Source organism: Solwaraspora sp. WMMD792 (assembly GCF_029626105.1).
Taxonomy (GTDB): domain Bacteria; phylum Actinomycetota; class Actinomycetes; order Mycobacteriales; family Micromonosporaceae; genus Micromonospora_E.
Window position 1 is genome coordinate 6,325,157 of the sequence record NZ_JARUBH010000009.1, and the last position, 20,969, is coordinate 6,346,125.

A 20,969-nucleotide genomic window follows, 5' to 3' on the forward strand; every position below is an offset into this window, starting at 1 on the left:
GGCTGTCGTCACCGGTGCGTACGCTGCACAGCATGGGAGCGCGCCGCGTGGTGTCAACTGCCCGGATCGCAGTGCTGCTCACTGCCGTGGCGTTGACGCTGTCGGGCTGCGGCGGAGGGCCCAGCCCGGTCGTCTGGGCGGCCGAGGTGTGCACCGCGCTGCGCCCGTGGCGGGCCGAGATCAGCAATCTGACCAGCAGCACCCAGCAGCAGATGACCGCGCAGACGACCCCGGCGCAGGCGCAGGAGAACCTGGTCCGGCTGCTGTCCGGCGCGGCCGCCGCGACCGAGACCGCCCGGGTCCGGGTGGTGGAGGCCGGGGTGCCCGACGCGGACCAGGGTGAGCAGGTGGCCACCGGGTTCGCCGACTCGCTCGGCGCGGTGCGCGACGCGTACGGCAAGGCCGAGGAGGGCATTGCCGGGCTGGACGCCACCGGACCGGCGGACAGCTTCTACGACGGGGTCGAGGCGGTGCTCGCCACCCTCACCGACGACTACCAGCGCAGCGCGCTGGACACCAGCTCACTGGATTCCGCGGAGCTCAATCGGGCCTTCGACGAGGTCCCGGAGTGTCGCTGACGCCGCCGACCGACTCCTCCGCCGGTGCCCCGACGGCCCGGCAGTTGTCGCTGTTCGGCGTGGCGGCGGCGGATCCGACGCCGGGCGACCTGGCGGGTCTGCTCGCCGGTCCGGGCCGGATCAGCCGGATGGGCGGCACGGTACGGGTGTCGGTGGACGTCGAGCCGGCCTGGCGGGTGCACGTGCTGGTGGCCGAGTTCCGGCGGCGCGGGCTGGCGCCGAGTTGGCGTCAGCTGCCGGACGGCCGGCTGACGGTGCGGACGGCGTACACGGCGGTGCTGGCCCGGCTCGGCGCGGCCTGGCTACATCCGCCGACGCCGGACCAACCGGACGCCGACCTGCCGGAGGCCGCCCAACCGGACGCCGACCTGCCGGAGGCCGCCCAACCGGAGGCCGACCTGCCGGACGCCGGGCCGGTGCGCGGCGAGGACGACCGGCTGGTGAAGCGGCCGCCGACCGGTTTCCACCTGGCTGGTCAGCGGCTGCGGTTGTGGGCGGCGGCGGCCGGCGCCAGGGACCCGCTCGGCTACCGGTTGCAGCTGGCCGAGTCGGACGCGGACAACTGGCCCCAGGTGGGTGCCGCGCTCGCCGCGATCGGGCTGCCGGCGGTGCTGCTCGATGCCCGGTCCGGCGGTCCGGCGTACCGGATCGTGGGCCGACGCCGGCTGACCAGACTGGCCGAGCTGCTCGGCGACCGGCCCGCCGCCGCCCCCGAGGACGGCTGGGCGTGATGCCGCGACCCCGTACGACCCGGTCTGACCCGGGGTCCGGCTGCGGTCCCGGCTGCTGTCCGACCCGGTCCGATCGCTGTCTGATCGCTGACAGAACAGCCGGGACATCGACCGACGCCAGCGGCTGCTGCGGTGCGGTGCGCCACGTCACGCCGGCCGGTGGGTGTACCGTGTCGCCGTTGGTGCGGTAGGAACGAGCTGGGTCGGCATCGGGTGGGCTGCTGACCGGCTGCGGTGAACCAACCGGACGACCGACGCAAATCGGGCCGAAGGCTTGGGTGCGTGTGCTCCACCGGCCCCGGGTTCGCGTTACGTTGGACATCGTGACCGTCGCCCGCCCGCTTGTCGTGGCGGGCGCCGGTCGATCTGGGCCGCCGCCTGTCGCCGGGCGGTCCGAGTGGGTCGAGGTCAGGAGAGACGTGCCGAGCAACACCTCAACCAGCCGTCTGGTCATCGTCGAGTCGCCGGCGAAGGCCAAGACGATCTCGGGCTACCTGGGCCCGGGGTACGTCGTCGAGGCGAGCCTCGGGCATGTCCGGGACCTGCCGCGCAACGCCGCCGACGTGCCGGCCCGCTACAAGAAGGAGCCGTGGGCCCGGCTCGGCGTCGACGTCGACAACGGCTTCGCCGCGCTGTACGTCGTCTCGGCCGACCGTAAGCAGCAGATCGCCAAGCTGACCAAGCTGGCCAAGGAGGTCGACGAGGTCCTGCTCGCCACGGACGAGGACCGCGAGGGCGAAGCGATCGCCTGGCACCTGGTGGAGACCCTCAAACCCAAGGTGCCGGTGCGCCGGATGGTCTTCCACGAGATCACCCGGGCAGCCATCCGGGCCGCGGTGGCCAATCCCCGGGAGATCGACCGCAACCTGGTCGACGCCCAGGAGGCGCGGCGGATCCTGGACCGGCTGTACGGCTACGAGGTCTCGCCGGTGCTGTGGAAGAAGGTGATGCCCCGGCTGTCCGCCGGCCGGGTGCAGTCGGTGGCCACCCGGATCGTGGTGGAGCGCGAGCGGCAGCGGATGGCGTTCCGTACCGCCGAATATTGGGACATCCAGGCCACCCTGGCGGTGACCGGTCAGCCGGCGGCCGACGCCGACGGACCCCGCTCGTTCACCGCCAACCTGATCGCGCTCGGCGGCGACCGGATCGCCACCGGCAAGGATTTCGAGCCGAGCACCGGACGGGTCCGCCCGGAGGCGTCGGTGGTGCACCTGGACGGCGACGGGGCGCGGGGCCTGGCGGCCCGGCTCGACGGTCGACCGTTCACCGTCACCCGGGTCGAGGAGAAGCCGTACCGCCGGCGGCCGTACGCACCGTTCATCACCTCCACCCTGCAGCAGGAAGCGGCCCGCAAGCTGCGGTTCTCGTCGCAGCAGACGATGCGTACCGCGCAGCGGCTGTACGAGAACGGCTACATCACCTACATGCGGACCGACTCGGTCAACCTGTCGGAAACGGCGATCGCCGCCGCCCGCAGCCAGGTCGCCGAGCTGTACGGCGACCGTTTCGTTCCACCGGAGCCGCGCCGGTACACCGGCAAGGTCAAGAACGCCCAGGAGGCGCACGAGGCCATCCGCCCCGCTGGTGACCAGTTCCGCACCCCCGGGGAGTTGGCCAACGAACTGTCCGCCGAGGAGTTCAAGCTCTACGAGCTGATCTGGCGGCGGACCATCGCGTCCCAGATGACCGACGCGGTGGGTTCCAGCGTGTCGGTACGGATCCGGGCCGTCTCGACCGCCGGCGAGGAATGCGACTTCGGTGCGACCGGCAAGACGATCACCGACCCGGGCTTTCTGCGCGCCTACGTCGAGTCCTCCGACGACGAGTCGGCCGAGGCGGAGGACGCCGAGCGCCGGCTGCCGAACCTGGCCAAGGATCAGCCACTCACCGCGCGGGAGCTGGCGGCGGTCGGGCACAGCACCCAGCCGCCGGCCCGCTACACCGAGGCCTCCCTGGTCAAGGCATTGGAGGAGCTGGGCATCGGGCGGCCGTCCACCTACGCGTCGATCATGCAGACCATCCAGGACCGGGGGTACGTGGCCAAACGCGGTCAGGCGCTCATCCCGTCGTTCCTGGCCTTCGCGGTGATCGGGCTGCTGGAGCGGCACTATCCGCGACTGGTCGACTACAACTTCACCGCCAGCATGGAGAACGAGCTGGACGAGATCGCGTCCGGCGACCACCAGGCAGTGGACTTCCTCACCTCGTTCTACTTTGGCAGCGACACCGCCGGGGACGAGTCGGTCGCCCGCTCCGGTGGCCTCAAGCGGCTGGTCACCGAGAAGCTCGCCGAGATCGACGCCCGCAGCGTCAATTCGATCCCGCTCGGTGTCGACGACGAGGGCCGTCAGGTCGTCGTCCGGGTCGGCCGCTACGGCCCGTACCTGCAGCGGTTCCTGCCCGACACGGAGGGTGCCGACCACGCGGCGGCCGGGCCGACCGGTGGCGGCCCAGCGGCCGGGGCGAACGGTGATGGCTCAGCGGCCGCGCCCACAGCTGGCGCTGCCGGCGGTGCCGAGCCGGCGGCCGGTGGCGGTGACGAGGCGGAGGGGGCGGCAGCCGGAGCCGGCGGGGACCGCGTCTCGCTGCCGGAGGGGATCGCGCCGGACGAGCTGACCCCGGAAAAGATCAACGAACTGTTCCTCGGCGGTGGTGGCGAGCGCAAGCTCGGCGAACACCCGGAGACCGGCGAGCCGATCGTGCTCAAGTCCGGCCGGTTCGGCCCGTACGTCGCCAGTGGCGAGCGCCGATCCTCATTGCTGCGCTCCCAGTCACCGGAGACGCTGAGCATCGCCGAGGCGCTGCGGCTGCTGTCGCTGCCCCGGGTGGTCGGGGTGGCACCGGACGGTGCCGAGGTGCTCGCCGCCGCCGGCCGGTACGGCCCGTACGTCAAGAAGGGCGACGAGTTCCGGTCGCTGGAGTCCGAGGAACAGTTGTTCACCGTCTCGCTGGACGAGGCGCTGACGTTGCTCGCCGCGCCGAAGACCCGGCAGCGGCGGGCCGCCGCGCCGCCGTTGCGGGAGATGGGCGCGGATCCGCTCACCGAGCGCCCGTTGGTGATCAAGGACGGCCGGTTCGGCCCGTACGTCACCGACGGCGAGAGCAACGCCTCGCTGCGGCGTGGCCAGACGCCCGAGTCGTTGACGATCGAGCAGGCGTCGGAGATGTTGGCCGAGAAGCGGGCGAAGGGCCCGGCGCCGCGTAAGAAGGCGGCGAAGAAAGCGCCGGCGAAGAAGTCCACCGCCAAGAACGCCGGTGCGAAGAAGACTGCGGCCAAGGCGACCACCGCCAAGGCGACCGGTGCGAAGAAGGCCACGGCCAAGAAGACTGCGGCCAAGAAGGCGGCGCCGAAGAAGGCCACCGCCAGCCGGGCCACAGACCAGTCCGACGACTCCTGACCGCGCCGCAGACCGCGCACGCAGACCGCGCACGCAGATCGCGCGCCAGGTAGATGACTCCTGGCCGTGCTCCTGGCCGGCGGTGGCCCGCCGCCGGCCAGATTGTCATGAATGATCTTCGTAAATGATCTTCATGGTCAGGATGATGTGGGACAGGTGAATACCGATATCCGTTTCGCTCGTTAATCCGAGTAACGTTTTTGATCTCACTGCTGCCGACGGTGGTTCCGACGCGCGGGGGATCTTTCTCGGAAGGAGTGGGACGAGTGTCGACACCAGCCGTCACCAGTGGCCCGCTGCGGCGGGTGCCGGTCCAGGGGCGCAGTCTCGCCCGGGTCCAGCGCATGCTCGACGCGTGCGCCGAGATCGTGGACGAGGTTGGCTACGAGGGTCTGACGACGACCCTGCTCGCCGAACGAGCCGAGGTGGCCATCGGTTCCGTCTATCAGTTCTTTCCGGACAAGCGGGCGATCGTGCAGGCGCTGACGCTGCGCAACATCGAGGCGTACGTGCAGCGGCTCAACGAGCGGTTCACCGGCGGTGAGTTCGACCACTGGTGGGACGGCGTCGCCGCCGGCATCGACGAGTACATCTGCATGCACCGGACGGTGCCCGGATTCCGCACCCTGCACTTCGGTGACGTGGTCGACGTACGGCTGCTGGACGAGAGCAGGGACAACAACGCGGTGATCGCCAGTGAGCTGTCCAAGGTACTGGTGGGGCGGTTCGGCATCCCGGACGAACCCCGGCTGCGGTTCGCGCTGCAGATCGCGGTGGAGGCCGCCGACGCGCTGATCAAACTGGCCTTCCGGCGTACCGCCGAGGGCGATGAGAGCGTACTGCGCGAAGCAAAGGCACTGATCCGCGAATACCTGCACCGCCACGTCGACCCCGCCGCGACCGGTGACCGCGACCGTGACCGTGACCGTGACCGCGACCGTGACCGTGACCGCGACCGTGACCGTGACCGCGACCGTGACCGTGACCGACCGGGCTGAGCGCCAGGATTAGAGTGTGACCGGGGCCCCGCCGCCGGGCCGACGGGGAGGAACGGTCATCGACGACAACGCCACCAGGCCGCAGCGCGGTGGTGCGCCCGACACACCGCCGGCCGACCAGGCTGCCGCCCCGGTCGACCTGTCCGGTCTGCCGGCGCTGCGTTCGGTGCTGCGCATCCGTCCGTTCCGGCGGCTGTGGATCGTGCTCGGGGTCGCCTCGTTCAGCGACTGGCTGGGCCTGCTCGCCACCTCGATCTTCGCGGCCGGGCAGGTCTCCGGCGGTGCGGCGCAGGGCGCGGCGTTCGGCGGTGTCATCGCCGTACGGCTGCTGCCGGCGTTGGTCCTCGGCCCGGTCGCCGGGGTGCTCGCCGACCGGTTCGACCGCCGCTACACGATGGTCATCTGCGACCTGCTCCGGTTCGTGCTGTTCGCCTCCATCCCGCTGCTGCCGATGTTCGGCGCGAGCGGTGCACTCACGGTCGCCTGGGCGGCGATCGCGATCTTCCTGATCGAGACGATCACGTTGATCTGGATCCCGGCGAAGGAGGCGGCGGTCCCCAACCTGATCCCCAAGGCCCGGCTGGAGATCGCCAACCAGCTCACCCTGATCGCCACGTACGGGTTCACCCCGGTGCTCGCCGCGATCAGCCTGGCTGTCCTCGACGCCGCCGTCCGGGCGGCGGCGGTGACCGATCTGCCGGCCTGGGCGGAGCCGGCGCAGTTGGCGCTGTTCTTCAACGCCGCCTCCCGGCTGGCCACGGCGATCGTGGTCTTCTACGGCATCAAGGAGATCAGCGGACGGGCCGGCGCCGCCGGGCACGCCGACCAGAGCCTGATCCGGCAGTTCGTCGAGGGGTGGCGGTTCATCGGCCAGACCCCGCTGGTCCGGGGCCTGGTGCTGGGCATCTTCGGCGCGTTCGCCGGTGGTGGCATCGTGATCGGCACCGCGAAGTTCTTCACCGCCTCGCTGAGCGCCGGTGACGCCGCGTTCTATCTGCTCTTCGCGGCGATCTTCGTCGGTCTGGGCGCCGGGATCGGGCTGGGCCCGACGGTGGTGCGTGACCTGTCCCGGCGGCGCTGGTTCGGGCTGAGCATCGTGCTGGCCAGCGGCTCGGTGCTGATCCTCGCCCTGTCCATCCACCTGTCCATGGCCATCCTCGGCGCGGTGCTGGTCGGCGCGGCGGCCGGGATGGCGTTCCTGGCCGGGATCACCCTGCTCGGCGGCGAGATCGCCGACGACGTCCGGGGCCGGGTCTTCGCCGTGGTGCAGACCGGCACCCGGGTGGTGCTGATGCTGGCCATCTCGGTCAGCAGCGTGCTGGTCGGCGTGGGCGGCTCCCGCCAGCTGCAGATCGCCAACCTGGGCGTCTCGTTCTCCTCGACCCGGTTGTTGCTGCTGCTCGCCGGGGTGTTCGGCATCTTCGCCGGGCTCAGCGCCTTCCGCCAGATGGACGACAAACCGGGCGTTCCGGTCCTGGCCGACCTGTGGGGGTCGATCCGGGGGCGGCCGTTGACGTCGGCGGAGCCGTTCACCGCCAACGGGGTCTTCGTCGTCTTCGAAGGCGGCGAGGGCGCCGGCAAGTCGACACAGGTGACAGCGTTGGCGCAGGCGCTGCGCGAGCGGGGCCGGGAAGTGGTGGTGACCCGCGAACCGGGGGCCAGCGGGCTCGGCGAGAAGATCCGCCGGCTGGTGCTCGACGGCGGCCCGGACGCGCCGTCGCCCCGCGCGGAGGCCCTGCTGTACGCCGCCGACCGGGCCCACCATGTGGCGACCGTGGTCCGGCCGGCGCTGGCCCGGGGCGCGGTCGTGATCAGCGACCGCTACGTCGATTCGTCGTTGGCGTACCAGGGTGCCGGGCGGACCCTGCCGGTCGATGAGGTCTCCTGGCTCTCCTCCTGGGCCACCGGGGGCCTCAAACCCGACCTGGTGGTGCTGCTGGACATCGAGCCACGGGCCGGCCTGGACCGGGCGCAGCGGCGCGGGGCCGGTGCCGACCGGCTGGAGAGCGAGTCGCTGGCGTTCCACGAACGGGTCCGGTACGCGTTCCTCGACCTGGCCGCCGCCGAGCCGAAACGCTATTTGGTGCTGGACGCCACCCGGGGCGTCGACGAGGTACGCGGCGCGGTGCTCGACCGGGTCGAGGTGCTGACCGGCCGGGCCGACCCGGCGGCACCCGTCGCCGCCACCGAGCCGAACGCCGCCACCGAGCCGAACGCCGCCACCGAGCCGAGGGCCGATGCTGAAGCGGGGCGACCGACGTGACGACCGCGACCGACGTGACGACCGTGAGCATGCCCGCTGACGTCTTCGCCGACCTGGTCGGCCAGGACGAGGCGGTGCAGACCCTGCGCCGGGCCGCTGCGGCAGCTGGCGAACTGCTCGCCGCCGGCGACGGCGACCCGCCGCCGTCGGCCGGAGCGATGACCCACGCCTGGATTTTCACCGGGCCGCCCGGCTCCGGGCGGTCGGTGGCCGCCCGCGCGCTGGCCGCCGCGCTGCAGTGCCTGCACGGGCAGGGCTGCGGCCGGTGCGCCGGCTGCCACACCACCCGGGCCGGTACGCACGCCGACGTCCGGTTCGTCGTGCCGGACGGCCTGTCGATCAGCGTCGGCGAGATGCGCGCGCTGGTGCTGCGGGCCGCCAGCACCCCGTCGGCCGGACGCTGGCAGGTGCTGGTGATCGAGGACGCCGACCGGCTCACCGAGGCGGCCGGCAACGCGCTGCTCAAGGCGATCGAGGAACCGCCGCCCAGGACGGTGTTCCTGCTCTGCACGCCGTCCACCCACCCGGACGACATTTCGGTGACCATCCGGTCCCGCTGCCGGGTGGTCAGCCTGCGGCAGCCGCCGGCCGAGGCGGTCGCCCAGGTGCTGGCCGAGCGGGACGGCGTACCGGCGGAGACCGCCACCTGGGCGGCGGCGGCCGCGCAGGGGCACGTCGGCCGGGCCCGGCGGCTGGCCCAGGACCAGCAGGCGCGGGAGCGCCGGGAGGCCGTCCTGGCGGTGCCGCGCCGGCTGACCACGGTCGGAGCCTGCTTCGACGCCGCGTCGGCGTTGATCGCCGCCGCCGAGGCGGAGGCCGAGGCGGCGGTCGCCGAGGTCGACGCGGCGGAGCGTACGGCGCTGCAGACCGCGCTGGGCGCCGGCGGTACCGGGCGCGGTGCCGCCAGCGCGGCCCGGGGGACCGCCGGGCAGATCAAGGAGCTGGAACGGCGGCAGAAATCCCGGGCCACCCGGGCGCAGCGGGACGCGTTGGACCGGGCGCTGGTCGATCTGGCCGGCTTCTACCGAGACGTACTGGTTTCCGCGCTGCGGGCCCCGGTGGCCCCGGTGCACACCGACATCGCCGGGCTCACCGGCGCGGCTGCCGAAAAGTGGACAGCGGAGTCGGCGCTGCGCCGGCTGGAAGCGGTGCTGAGCTGCCGAGAAGCGATCACCGGCAACGTCAAGCCAAGGATCGCCGTCGAAGCGATGATGCTCAGCCTCTGGCGCGGCTAGGTTGCTGCCGGTACGGTTCGGTGCCGTAGCGCAGCCCCATCCGTACGTAGGGTGCAGACCGGTCTGTGCCCGCTTGCCGACGATGGTGAGGACCCCGTGGTACGGCAGATCGACGAGGCGTGGATCGAGGACGCGGTCGAGCGGTACCGCCAGATCGAGGCCCGGCAGGTCGAGTTCGACAAGGCGGTGCACACCGTCGAGGTGACGGTGCGCTCGCCGGACGGGTCGGTCGAGATCGTGGTCAACGCCGCCGGCACCGTGACCGACGTGCGGATCCTCGGTCCCCTGCACACCCGGAGCAACACTGAACTGGCCGCCGCCGTGCGCTCCACGGTGACGGCGGCAGCCGACGCCGCCCGCTGGGCGCGCGAGAAACTGTGGGCCGAGACGTTCGGTGCCCACCCGTCGCTGCGGGAGGTCTGACATGGACGCCACCGCGCAGCTGGTCGCCGCCGAGCTGGCGCGCTGCGCCGACCAGCTGACCGTTACCGCGAGCCAGCTGACCGGGCTGCGCGACAACGCAGACCGTGGACTGGGCGGCGGGCTGGGCGGCGAGTTGAGCGGCGACGTCGACAGCGGGCCGCAGGCGGCGTCGGCCGGCCGGTTGGGCGCGCTCACCGCAGCGCTGGGCCGGCAGTGGCGGGACGCGGTGGCGCAGCGGGCGGCCGAAGCGGACGAGGCCGGCCGGCGGCTCGCTGACACCGCAGCCGGGTTGCGGTCCGTGGTCGGCGCGTACCGGGACGTCGACGTGACGGCCCGCCGCCGGCAGTCGACGGAGGGCAGCTGATGGACGTGTTGGACCGGGTCGCCGGGCCGGCCCGGGAGCTGCTGGCCCGGGTGGACGCGCTGCTCGTCGGCAACGGCGCGCCGCCGGGGCATCCGGTCTGGCCGCTGCTGCGTCAGGTGCGGGCGTTGCCCGGCGACGCGGTGGCCGCGTTCGTCGCGGTGCGCCCGGGGCCGCTGGCCGCCGCTGGCGCCGCGCTCCGCCCGCACCTGGACGGGTACGCCGAAGCGGTCGACGTACTGGCCGGCCGGCTCGACTGGTCCGGCCCGGCGGCCCAGGCGTACGACGCGGCACGCCGTACCCTCGCCACCCGGCTGACCGGCGGCGGCACCGACCCGGACAGCTTTGCCGGTCGTTTGGCGGCCACCGCCGGGTACGCCGAGGCGGTCGCCGACTGGGCGGCGCTGAGCCGGGCCGGCCTGGCCGCCGTGCTGGCCGAGGCGCTGGGCTCGGCCGAGGCGGTCACCGTACGGACCGCCGTCGACGCCGAACCCGGATGGTCCGCGTTTGGGCAGGTCGGACCGTTGGGGCCGGGAGCGGCCGACGCCGCCGCCACGATCGCGGCGGCGGTGCTGACCGCGATCCTGGAAATCACCGAGCGGGGCGAGGAGCTGCTGGAGCGCTGGCGGCCCCGGTTGGCACCGGCCGGCGGGCACCGACCGGCCGACGTCGCCAGCCCAGGGGCCGGCGCTGACGGGACGATCCGGCTGCGCTACTGACGGGGCTACCGGCCCAGCAGGGCGCAACGATGCCGGAAGAAGGCAACGGCGCCGGAAAAGGCCACGGCGCCGCGCTCAGGAGCACGGCTTTTCGCCTGTTGCTCCGGCTGCGACGCCGTGACCTTTTTCCTGCACCCCCCGCAGGCTCTTGATACCGAAGGGAACGCTGCCGGCCCGGACCGGTTGCGGGCCGCCCGGCACATTCACCCGTTCAGCCGACCCCGTCCGGCGGATCGGCTGTCGCCGGCTGCCTTCTCGATGCCGGGAGGTCGACGTAGGGTAGGGCCATGGGGATGCTCTGCGCGGTCAGCTTCAACCGGTACGGGCGCCTCTTCTACCTCGACCCCGGTGACCTGCGACCGGCGGTCGGCGACAAGGTGCTGGTGCCCACCGACGACGGCACCGAGGTCGCCGAGTGCGTCTGGGCCCCGCAGTGGGTCGACGACCCCACCGACGGCTTTCCCCGGCTGGCCGGCCTGGCCACCGAGCAGGACCTGCATCGTGACGAGGTGCAACGCAAACGCAAGGCGGAGGCGAAGGTCGCGGCGAAGCGGCTGATCCGCGAGCACGGGCTGCCGATGAAGGTGGTCGCCGTCGACCACGTGTTGGAGCCGGGGTCGCTGCACAGCGCCCGGGCCACGATCTACTTCACCGCGCCGCACCGGGTCGATTTCCGGTCGCTGGTGCGCGACCTCGGCGCGACCCTGCACTGCCGGGTGGAGCTGCGGCAGTTGTCGGCCCGCGACTCGGCCCGGGTGCAGGGCGGCATCGGCTCCTGTGGTCGGGACCTGTGCTGCGCCACCTTCCTCACCGACTTCGAGCCGGTGACCATCCGGATGGCCAAGGACCAGGACCTGCCGCTCAACCCGCTACGCATCTCCGGGGCCTGCGGCCGGCTGATGTGCTGCCTCAAGTACGAACATCCGCTGTACGCGGAGAGCGGCAGCTACCCCACGTCGGGTCAGCGGGTCGAGACCCCGGACGGGCCGGCCAAGGTGGTGTCCCGGCATCCGCCGAGCGAGTCGGTCACCGTACGGCAGATTGCCGACGGGGCGGTGAAACGGTGCGCCCTGGCCGACGTCTGCGGCCCGCGCCGCGCCCACGACCAGGCGTACGGCTGACCGCACGGCGCACCGGACGTCGCCGGCTCAGCGGATGGTGATCGGCTCCTCGGCGAGTCGGGTGGCCAGCGGCTGCTCCGGCACGATCCACGGGGCGTGCACGGGGGCCTGCGGGTCGGCCCGCCAGCGCTGGCACACCCGGTCGACGGCCACCGGGTAGAGGGTCAGCGACCCGTCGGCGGCGATCCGCATCCGGATGAAGCACTTCGAGTCCTCGATGCCCTGCCCGGCGAACAGTTCGTTGAGGTTGACGTCGAACGCGCCGGCCAGCACCAGGTAACCGGCGGTCAGCTGGCTGGCGACCAGCCCGGCGATCGGGCCGTAGACGACCGCGGCGGCGACCACCGGCAACGGCCAGGGCCAGTCGACGAACGGTAGCTCCAGCCAGATCAGCGCACCGACCCAGGCCAGCGCGATGTGCGCGACACCGTGGCCGAGCCCGAGCAGCCAGTGCCGGGAATGCCGGACACCGCTGGCGCTCGGCGGCTTGGCGAAGACCACCGACGCGGCGAGGGTGAGCACCACCATCGCGACCAGCGGGATGCTGAACAGCCGCTGGTTGTCGGGGTCTGCCCAGGAGACGATGACCCCGGCGACGGCCAGCATCAGCAGCGTCTGCAGGGTGCCTAGCAGGGCGGCGAAACCCGGGTTGCGGCGCGGCAGCCGGTGGAAGATCCCCCAGCTGTAGCGGCGGGACCGGGCCGCCTCCGGGTAGCGGCCGGCCAGCTCGTAGTCGCGTTGCGGGCTGGCGTTGCGGGCGATGGTGTCGACCGGCGGTACGGTGATCCGCTCGGGCAGCTTGTGTGTCGCCGTCAGGTAGGCGCCGCCGCCCCCGCAGGTGATCAGTTGCCGGTCCGGGTTGGCGTAGCGGGCGTAGTGATGCTGGTCGCCGGAGATCATCAGCGGCACCCGGGCACCGGTCGGCTTGATCACCGTACGGAGGAAGTAGTCGACCGCGTCGTAGGCCTGCGGGTCGCCGACCGCCTTGACCCAGGTCGGTTCCGGCACCGCCAGGATCACCCGGTCGCCCGGCTTGAGCTGCTCGGCCGCCTTCTCGAAGTAGATCAGCTGCGGGTCGTCCAGGTACGCGCCGAACTGCTCGTCGATGGCGAACAGCCACCAGTCATTCGGCAGTCGGGTGGCGAAGTACGACCGTTTCTGCTCGGTCCGCCAGCCGCCGATGGTGGCGTCGCGCCGGCGGGCGAACAGCCGCAGGAACGCGGTGAGCCCGTCGTACCAGTCGTGGTTGCCGGGGATGGCGTACAGCGTGGGTCGCGGCTGCCCGGCCGGCGGCTTCGGGAAGGCCGCCTGGTACGGCCCCTTGCTCCGGTCCTCGTACGCCTCGCCGCTGGCCGCCGGGTAGACCTGGTCGCCGCCCATCACCAGCAGGTCGCCGCGGCGCAGCCGGCCGGCGCCGTCGACGTCCAGCTCCGGCTGCGCCAGCAGGTACGCCAGCGAGTAGGTCGCCGGGAAGCCGTCACCGAGGTCGGCCACGTAGTCGATCCACAGCTCCCCGTCGACGGCGTCGTGGTGGTGCACGTCGTCGGGGAGCGCGCCCTGCAGTTCCCGCTTGTCGAGGTACGCGCCGAACAGCATCGCCAGCAGGGTGCGCAGCCCGGTGCTGAGCAGCAGCATCGGGGCCAGCCAGGGCACTGGAGGCCGGGGGGTGAAGCCGAGCTCCCTCGGGTCCAGCGACCGGGGGCGGTGATGGTCGGCGGCGGCCGGGTCCGGTTCGACCGGTCCGGGGCTGGCCGGGTCGGGGCCGGCCGGGTCGGCGGCTGGGGCAGGCGTGCTCGGTTCGTCCGTCACACGTCCGGAGCCTACTGTCGGTCATCGACGCCTGTCACCCGTGGCCGGGCCCGCTTGCACCCGTCGGTGCACCGGCCGGCCGGCGTGATCTCCGCCCGGTGCCGTACACTGGTTGATCGTTGCCGCCTTAGCTCAGTCGGCAGAGCGACGCACTCGTAATGCGTAGGTCGACGGTTCGATTCCGTCAGGCGGCTCAGAGAGATGCCCTGACCAGCAGGTTCGCTGGTCAGGGCATCATTTTCATCGATGGGGTTTTCAATCGTCCCCCGAACTCCCCAGAAACGCCTACCGGCGATCAGGTTCCGCGTATCTGTCGGCGGGATGCGGGGCCCCTGGGTCTGCCCACGGCGTCGGTTGTCGACCCTCCACAAGCGGAACGGCGATGCCCACAGCGATGGCGGTGCGGTCCGCCGCGCTTGACATGGCGTCGACGCACCAGTTTCCTAGAGGTGATCGATCGAAGTCGATAACTGGTCCGTGTCAATGGAGGGACAGCCGTGCGTACCCCGTCTCACTGGCGCGGCGCCGCCGCGCTGACCAGCGCCGCACTCATCGCCGTCATCGCGCTCGGCGCATCCCCCGCCGTCGCGCGGTACGGCGGACCGGCCGGCCCGACGACCCCGACCGCGCTCTGGGCCAGCACCAACGGCGTCGCGATCAGCCTGACCTGGCAGCAACCGCCCACCGGGCCACGGGTCCACTCCTTCCGGGTGTACGAGGGCGGAGAAGTGGTCGCCCGCACCAGCACCACGTCGACGACGATGAACGTGCCCTTCGGGTCGTCGCACGCGTACACCGTCACCGCCGTCGACCGGCACGGGCGGGAGTCGGCGCCGACCGACCCGGTAACCGGCCGCTCCTGGCTTTCCGGGGTCAACCCGGAGTGTCTGCCGACCCCGACCCTGCCGATCACCGTCACCGCCGTGACCGCGTCGGCGGTCTCGCTCTCCTGGCCCCGGCACCCGCTCGGCGACGAGCTGGAACTGCGGGTGAACGGCGTCAGCCTGGGCTGGACGTCGCTGACCAGCGCCCGGGTCGGCGGTCTGGCACCCGCCACCGATCACCAGATCCAGCTCTACCGGCTCAACCCATGCGGTCCCGGATCCGCCGAACCGGTCGGCTCGGCCAGCGCCACGACCGCCGCTGGCGATCCCGCGCGGCACGGCCCGCCTACCGGCCTTACCGTCACCGGGCGCACCGACACCACAATCAGCCTGGCCTGGACCGCGCCGGCCGGACCGCCGCCGGACCGGTACGCGGTCTACGAGGGTGGCACCCGGGTCGCCGTCAGCGTCGGCACCACGGCCACCGTCCAGCGGCTCTTCCACGCCACCTGGCACCGCTTCACCATCGCCGCCCTCGATTCCGCCGGCAACGAGTCGGCGCACAGCCCAGCGGTGTCAGCCAGCACCGAGACCTGCCTGAGCAGCCCGCCCCGGCCGGTCGGGCTGGTGGCGACCGCGCTCTCCCCGTCGTCGGTGCGGCTGAGCTGGACCTTCGACGCCACCGCCACTTCGTACACCGTTTGGGACGGCGACACGGCTGTCGCCACCTCCCGCTACCCGGAGACGGTGGTCTCCGGGCTGCCGTCCGCGTCCCGGCATGTCTACCGGGTCAGCGCGACCCTCCCCCAGTCCTGCGGCGAGACCCCACGCTCCGCTCCGGCGCGGGTCACCACCGCACCCGGTCCTGCCGCCCGGCCGGCGGCGCCGGCGTCGCTCGAGGTGACCGGCAACGCCCCCGGCAACTGGCCCACCGACGCTCGGCTCACCCTGGTGTGGTCTGCCTCCACTGGAGGCGAGCCTGCTGTCAGCTACCGGGTGTACGAGGGAGCGACCGTCGTCGGCGAGACCGACGGGACCCAGCTGACGCTGCCGGTGGGCGGGGCGACCTGGCACACGTACACGGTGGTCGCCGTCGACGCCGCCGGCAACGAGTCGGCGGCCAGTCCGTCGGTGACCGCGCAGGGCATGTTCTACCCGCCGCCGTAGGACAGGCGACGCGGCCCGAGGGGGTTCCGGTCCGACCGTCGCACGCGCGGGGCTGCGGCAGACCGGCCGTACGTAGGCGGGCGAGGTGGAGCCGGCCGGAGTTCACCCGTCGTACAGGGGCACCGTGAGTGGCGGGTGGTGGTCGGTGCGTCGGCGAGATGCCCCTCGCCGGCTCCGAGGGGCCAAGGGTGTGTTCGATGACGTGATGCCAGAGGTGCATCTTGATGCACCTCTGGCATCAAGCCTGAACCGGTAGTCCGGACCATGGAGGTAACCTATCGCTGCAAGGGCAGCACCTAAAGTCACCAACGCGTATAGACGTCGACGATGGACCCGATCTGCGGTGGCAGCCGGCGGATCAAGCCGCTGAGGTGGTCAGCGGCGGCGGCCCGGCCCGCCGGAGGACGCAGGCCTCCTGCTACGGCGCTTGGCGGGCTGTTGACCGGATGCCGTGGCCGGTGGCGGGCGCCGCCGGTCGGCGAGGTTCCAGTGGTAACGCTCGTACAGTGCGATCCCGGCGCAGACGGAGACGTTCAGCGACTCCGCGGCCGGGTCGATGGGGATCGACACCGAATGGCGGGAGATGTTCTCGAAGGAGCGCGACGTGCCGGTCTTTTCGCTACCCAGCAGCAGGGCGAGCTGCTCGTCCGCGTCGCGTAGGTCGCTGACCGCGAGATCGCCGTCGGCGTCGAAGGCGATCAACGGAATGCCGGTACGCCGGAAGTAGCCGGTCGCCTCGGCCCGCGACGCGAGCACGATCGGCAGCGAGAAGACGTAGCCCCGGCTGGCCCTGATCAGACGCCGGTCCGCGATGGTGGTCAGGTCGCTGTCCACCAGTACGATGCCACCGGCGCCGAGCGCGAACGACGTCCGCACGATGGCCCCGATGTTGCCGACGATCTTCACCCCGTCCAGGACGACGAGGTCGCCAGTCGTACGGGACAACTCGTCGAAGCTCCACGGTCTCGGGACCCGGGCAATCCCGAACGCCTTGGGCTTCTTGTCGGTCCGGAACAGGTCGTTCATGATCGGGGCCGCGACCAGGCGGACCGGGATTCCTTCCCGCCGGCATGCGGTGATCACCTCGTCGGGCAGCGGGCTGGTCTGCACCCCGTAGACCTCGATGAACTCCAGCCCGGCGTGGATCGCCTGGACCAGCGGCTCGGCGTCCTCGATCAGCACGGTCCGCACGACGGATCGCGAATGCTTGGTGACGTCGATGATCCGCTGGACGGCCGGATCCGACCGCTCGGTGATGACATCGAGTTCCGCCACGGCAACGACCCTAACCCACCCCGGGTCCGGCCCCGCCGTCGAGCGCCGGCACCGCACCGGGTTTGCCGCCCAGATCCGGGGGTACGCGCCGGGGATGCTGCCCCACTGACCGGGCGGGTCCACCCTCCCGCCCGGCCGAACCGCACGGGAGGTGTCCGATGAGCCAACCCCGCGACCAGATGCAGGAACGCGGCTGGGATCCGATCGGCAGTCTGCAGTCGCTCTGGTCGGAGCTGGGCCGGGTCTTCGGCGGCGACGCCGGCGTACCCGAGGTCGAGCTGCTGGACACCGACGACGGCTGGCGGGTGGTCGCCCGGCTGCCCGGCGTCGCACCGGAGGAGGTGGCGGTCGAGATCGACGGCGCGGACCTGTGCCTGCGGGGCCGGTCCGAGCAGGAGGTCAACGTCGACAACGGGCTGCCGGACACCGGTTCGACCGAGCGCGGCTTCGAGTACCGGCTGCGCCTGCCCAGCGGGGTGGACGTACACCGGATGGACGCGGTGATGGACCACGGACTGCTCACCGTCACGATGCCCCGGGCCGAGCCGGGTGGCCGCCGGTCGATCACCGTGGGCCGGCCGCAGCACCAGCAGCCGACCGCCGGTTCGGCCGCCGCCCGGTCCGGCCGCGCCGAACAGGTCAGGATCACCACGGACGGCACCGGGATCGCCGCCGAGGAGATCGATCCGGCCGCCGACCGGGAGATGCACCATCCGTACGCGGGTGAGGCGGACCCGCAGCGGCAGCAGGCCAGCACCGCGCGATGACCGCCGAACCGGCCCGGCCGGCAGCACCGGGCCTGACCGCCGAACCGGCCCGGCCGGCCACGCTGGGCCTGACCGTCGACGCTGCCGGTGACCGGCTGGTGCCGGACGTGCACCGGATCGCGGTGCTGCGCGCCAACGCGCTCGGTGACTTCATTTTCGCCGTACCGGCGTTGACGGCGTTGCGGGCCGCGTACCCGCAGGCGGAGCTGGTGCTGCTCGGCGCGCCCTGGCATGCCCGCTGGCTGGATGCCCGGCCGGTGGCCGACCGGCCGGGCCCGGTGGACCGGGTGCTGGTGGTGCCGGCCGCGGACGGTATCCGGGCGGCGCAGCCCGATGACGAGCCGGTCACGATGACCCAGTTCCTGGACCGGGCCCGGCGTGAGTCGTTCGACCTGGCGGTGCAGTTGCACGGCGGCGGCCGCAACAGCAATCCGCTGGTCGCGGCGCTGGGCGCGCGGGTCACCGCCGGACTGCGGGCGGACGACGCGCCGCCGCTGGATCGCTGGATCCGGTACGTCTACTACCAGCCGGAGGTGTTCCGCTACTTGGAGGTGGCCGGGCTGGTCGGTGCCGAACCGGTGACGCTGCAGCCCAAGGTGCCGGTGACCGGCGCCGACCGGGCCGAGGCGGACCGGGTGCTCGGCCCGGCCCGGCAGCCCAGGGTGGTGCTGCATCCGGGGGCCAGCGACCCGCGTCGCCGGTGGCCGGCGGATCGGTTCGCGGCGGTCGCCGACGCGCTGACCGACCGTGGTTTCGAGGTGCTGGTGACCGGCACCGGGCCGGAGCGGGACGTGGTCGCCGAGGTCAGCGCGGCGACCGCCCGGCCGGTGCGGACCGTGGTGGACGAGTTGAGCCTGGGCGGCCTGGCCGGGCTGCTGGCCAGCTGCACGGTGCTGGTCGCCAACGACACCGGCCCGCTGCACCTGGCGGCGGCGGTCGGCGCGCCGACGGTCGGCATCTACTGGATCGGCAACCTGCTCAACGGTGCCCCGCCGGTACGCGGCCGGCACCGCCCGCTGGCCGCGTTCACCATCCACTGCCCGGTGTGCGGGATGGACGTCAGTACGGTCGGCTTCCCGGCCCGGGGCGGCGGGGACAACTGCGGCCATCAGGAGTCGTTCGTCACCGACGTGCCGGTCGCCGAGGTGGTCGACGCGGTGCTGGAGCTGGCCCCTGCGGCATCCGGCGCACCGGGCGGCGGGCACCGACGGTCCGCCCGGGTGCCGGCCGCCGTCAGGGCGGCGGGTCGCCCGGCCTGACCAGCTGGTGCCGGTAGGCGAACACCACCAGCTGGGCCCGGTCCCGGGCGGCCAGCTTGATCATCGTACGGTTGATGTGGGTCTTGACGGTCAGTGGCGACAGATGCAGCCGTTCGGCGATGTCGGCGTTGGACAGTCCGTGCGCGACCAGCACCAGGATCTCCTTCTCCCGGTCGGTGACCAGGTCGAGCTCCGGTGGCCGCCGCACCGGCGGCTGGAGGTCGCGGATCAGCCGGCTGACCAGCCCACGGGTGGCCCGGGGCGACAGCAGCGCCTCGCCTTCGGCGACCACCCGGATGGCGGTGACCAGATCACCGGGGGCCACGTTCTTGCCCAGGAACCCGCTCGCCCCGGCCTGGAGGGCGTGGACCACGTTGTCGTCGTTGTCGAACGTGGTGAGCACCAGCACCCGGACTCCGGCGAGTCGCTCGTCGGCGCCGATGCGCCGGGTCGCCTCGATGCCGTCGACCCGTGGCATCCGGATGTCCATCAGGACGACGTCGACCCGGTGGCGGTGGCACAACTCGACGGCTTCAGCGCCGTCGGCGGCCTCACCGACGACCTCCAGCCCCGGCGCCGCGTCCACGATCATCCGGAACCCGGCGCGGATGAGTGCCTGATCGTCGGCGAGCAGAACCCGGATGGTCACGTCACCTCTCCTCGGTGGTGCCGGTGCTCGGTGGTGCCGGCGGGAGCGGGCGCCGGCGGTGGCCGGTCCGGCGGGTTGAGCCGGTCGACCGCGCGGTCGTCGGTGGGCAGCTCGGCGCGTACCCGGAACCGGCCGTCGCCGGTCGGTCCGACGGTGATCGTGCCGTTCGCGGCGGTGGCACGCTCCCGCATGCCGAGCAGCCCGAACCCGGTACCCCGGCCGGCACCGGACCCGGTACCCGGATCGGATCCGGCGGTGACCCGGTTGGTGACCTCGACGCGGAGCGTGTCGACGGCGTACTCGAGGTCGAGGGTGGCACCGCTGTCACCGTACCGGTGGGCGTTGGTCAACGCCTCCTGCACGATGCGGTACGCGGCCAGGTCCACCACCGCCGGCAGCGGCCGGGGCTCGCCGTGCTGCCGGTGCCGTACGGCGAACCCGGTGGCCGCCATCGCGGCCAGCAGGTCCGGCACCCGTTCCAGGCCGGGGGCCGGTTCGGCGTCGCGTACCTCGTTCGGGTCGCGGAGCACGCTGATCACGGACTTGATCTCCGCCAGGACGGTGTCGGCGGCGGTACGGATGTGCCCGAGCACCGGCCACACCCGGTCCGGCTCGTGGCGCAGCACGTGGTCGGCCGCCCCGGCGTGCACACTGATCACCGCGATGTGGTGGGCGACGACGTCGTGCAGCTCCCGGGCGATGCGCAGCCGCTCGTCGACCACCCGGCGGCGGGCCTCCTCCTCCCGGGACAGCTCCGCCTGCCGGGCCCGTTCGGTGACCTCGGCGATGTACGCCCGGCGCATCCGGACCGAGTCGCCCACCCCGGCACCACCGAAGATGATCGCCGCCACGGTCAATTGCTCGGTGTTCCACCAGTCGGGCAGGTAAACGGCTGTGCCGGTGGCCATCAGCGCAGCCCAGACGAGTCCGGCGTAGAACCATGGCCGGCGACGCGGGCTGTACAGCACGGCCGAGTAGGTCAGCAGCCCGACGGTGATGAACAGCCCGTCCGGTGGGCGACCCAGCGTGATGGTGACCATGGCGAGCACGGTGGCGACCGTCAGCACCCGGACCGGCCGCCACCGGCGGATCAGGGTCAGCGCGGCGCACAGCAGCGCCAGCACCGTCATCCCGGGGTGGGTCGAGGTGACGCCGATGAACAGCACGGACAGCACCCCGGTCGCGGTCAGCACCACGTCGCCGACCAGGCCACGGTAGCGGTCGTAGGGCTGGAAACTCCGTCGACCGCGCACCGCTGACACGGTCACGACGGTAGAACGCCGGGCCGGTCCGCAGCGACCTGTTCCTGCGGTACCGGCGACCCTCGCGGCTACCGCATCCGCAGTACCCGGCCGCCTGCACCGGTCGGACGACGCACCCGCCCGCCCCCCG

The 20,969-nt window shown here is 72.5% G+C and carries 17 protein-coding genes and 1 tRNA gene; 14 read left to right on the top strand and 4 right to left on the bottom strand.

Going from position 1 to position 20,969, the window contains the following annotated elements:
- The first annotated feature begins 32 nt into the window (after positions 1-32).
- The 10 genes from O7629_RS29455 to ricT all read left to right on the top strand — a co-directional run bounded on the left by O7629_RS29455 (position 33) and on the right by ricT (position 11,827).
- The gene (locus O7629_RS29455) at positions 33-578 is read left to right on the top strand and encodes a hypothetical protein (RefSeq protein ID WP_278173355.1); all 546 of its coding nucleotides are present in this window, start codon (positions 33-35) and stop codon (positions 576-578) included.
- Complete coding sequence (locus O7629_RS29460) at positions 569-1,309, top strand: hypothetical protein (RefSeq protein WP_278173357.1); 741 nt, start codon at positions 569-571, stop codon at positions 1,307-1,309. Before O7629_RS29455 ends, O7629_RS29460 begins: the two co-directional genes overlap by 10 nt.
- A 419-nt stretch (positions 1,310-1,728) precedes the next feature.
- A complete protein-coding gene (topA, locus tag O7629_RS29465; protein WP_278173358.1) occupies positions 1,729-4,707 on the top strand; it encodes a type I DNA topoisomerase in 2,979 nt (992 codons plus the stop codon).
- Between the two features lie 266 nt (positions 4,708-4,973).
- Positions 4,974-5,705 carry a TetR/AcrR family transcriptional regulator gene (locus O7629_RS29470; RefSeq protein WP_278173359.1) on the top strand — a complete coding sequence of 244 codons (732 nt, stop codon included), beginning with the start codon at positions 4,974-4,976 and terminating at the stop codon, positions 5,703-5,705.
- A 202-nt stretch (positions 5,706-5,907) separates the two neighbouring features.
- Positions 5,908-7,968: a dTMP kinase gene (gene tmk / locus O7629_RS29475; protein WP_278174722.1), complete on the top strand. Its 2,061-nt coding sequence runs from the start codon at positions 5,908-5,910 to the stop codon at positions 7,966-7,968.
- A 29-nt stretch (positions 7,969-7,997) separates the two neighbouring features.
- The gene (locus tag O7629_RS29480; RefSeq protein ID WP_278174723.1) at positions 7,998-9,203 is read left to right on the top strand and encodes a DNA polymerase III subunit delta'; all 1,206 of its coding nucleotides are present in this window, start codon (positions 7,998-8,000) and stop codon (positions 9,201-9,203) included.
- 96 nt (positions 9,204-9,299) lie between these two features.
- The gene (locus O7629_RS29485) at positions 9,300-9,626 is read left to right on the top strand and encodes a YbaB/EbfC family nucleoid-associated protein (protein ID WP_278173360.1); all 327 of its coding nucleotides are present in this window, start codon (positions 9,300-9,302) and stop codon (positions 9,624-9,626) included.
- 1 nt (position 9,627) lies between these two features.
- Complete coding sequence (locus tag O7629_RS29490; RefSeq protein ID WP_278173361.1) at positions 9,628-9,990, top strand: hypothetical protein; 363 nt, start codon at positions 9,628-9,630, stop codon at positions 9,988-9,990.
- A complete protein-coding gene (locus tag O7629_RS29495; protein WP_278173363.1) occupies positions 9,990-10,706 on the top strand; it encodes a hypothetical protein in 717 nt (238 codons plus the stop codon). The genes O7629_RS29490 and O7629_RS29495 overlap by 1 nt, the downstream gene beginning before the upstream one ends.
- Before the next feature lie 287 nt (positions 10,707-10,993).
- Positions 10,994-11,827 carry a regulatory iron-sulfur-containing complex subunit RicT gene (gene ricT / locus O7629_RS29500; RefSeq protein ID WP_278173364.1) on the top strand — a complete coding sequence of 278 codons (834 nt, stop codon included), beginning with the start codon at positions 10,994-10,996 and terminating at the stop codon, positions 11,825-11,827.
- A gap of 27 nt (positions 11,828-11,854) precedes the next feature.
- On the opposite strand, the gene O7629_RS29505 is transcribed toward ricT, so the two are convergent.
- The gene (locus O7629_RS29505; protein ID WP_278173365.1) at positions 11,855-13,636 is read right to left on the bottom strand and encodes a metallophosphoesterase; all 1,782 of its coding nucleotides are present in this window, start codon (positions 13,634-13,636) and stop codon (positions 11,855-11,857) included.
- Between the two features lie 121 nt (positions 13,637-13,757).
- On the opposite strand from O7629_RS29505, the gene O7629_RS29510 reads away from it, so the two are divergent.
- Positions 13,758-13,830, top strand: a tRNA-Thr gene (locus tag O7629_RS29510).
- A gap of 303 nt (positions 13,831-14,133) precedes the next feature.
- Positions 14,134-15,627: a fibronectin type III domain-containing protein gene (locus O7629_RS29515; protein ID WP_278173368.1), complete on the top strand. Its 1,494-nt coding sequence runs from the start codon at positions 14,134-14,136 to the stop codon at positions 15,625-15,627.
- A 375-nt stretch (positions 15,628-16,002) separates the two neighbouring features.
- Here the strand turns inward: O7629_RS29515 and nshR are convergent, their stop codons facing one another.
- Positions 16,003-16,902: an NshR/TsnR family 23S rRNA methyltransferase gene (gene nshR / locus O7629_RS29520; protein WP_278173370.1), complete on the bottom strand. Its 900-nt coding sequence runs from the start codon at positions 16,900-16,902 to the stop codon at positions 16,003-16,005.
- A 158-nt stretch (positions 16,903-17,060) separates the two neighbouring features.
- On the opposite strand from nshR, the gene O7629_RS29525 reads away from it, so the two are divergent.
- Together O7629_RS29525 and O7629_RS29530 are read left to right on the top strand one after the other, a co-directional pair.
- Positions 17,061-17,669: an Hsp20/alpha crystallin family protein gene (locus O7629_RS29525; protein WP_278173371.1), complete on the top strand. Its 609-nt coding sequence runs from the start codon at positions 17,061-17,063 to the stop codon at positions 17,667-17,669.
- Entirely contained in the window at positions 17,666-18,928 is a 1,263-nt protein-coding gene (locus tag O7629_RS29530; protein WP_278173373.1) for a glycosyltransferase family 9 protein, read from the top strand. Before O7629_RS29525 ends, O7629_RS29530 begins: the two co-directional genes overlap by 4 nt.
- Here O7629_RS29530 and O7629_RS29535 read toward each other — a convergent pair.
- Entirely contained in the window at positions 18,903-19,577 is a 675-nt protein-coding gene (locus O7629_RS29535) for a response regulator transcription factor (RefSeq protein ID WP_278173375.1), read from the bottom strand. The two genes, O7629_RS29530 and O7629_RS29535, sit on opposite strands and share 26 nt — an antisense overlap.
- The gene (locus O7629_RS29540) at positions 19,574-20,839 is read right to left on the bottom strand and encodes a histidine kinase (RefSeq protein WP_278173377.1); all 1,266 of its coding nucleotides are present in this window, start codon (positions 20,837-20,839) and stop codon (positions 19,574-19,576) included. The genes O7629_RS29535 and O7629_RS29540 overlap by 4 nt, the downstream gene beginning before the upstream one ends.
- Positions 20,840-20,969 lie beyond the last annotated feature (130 nt).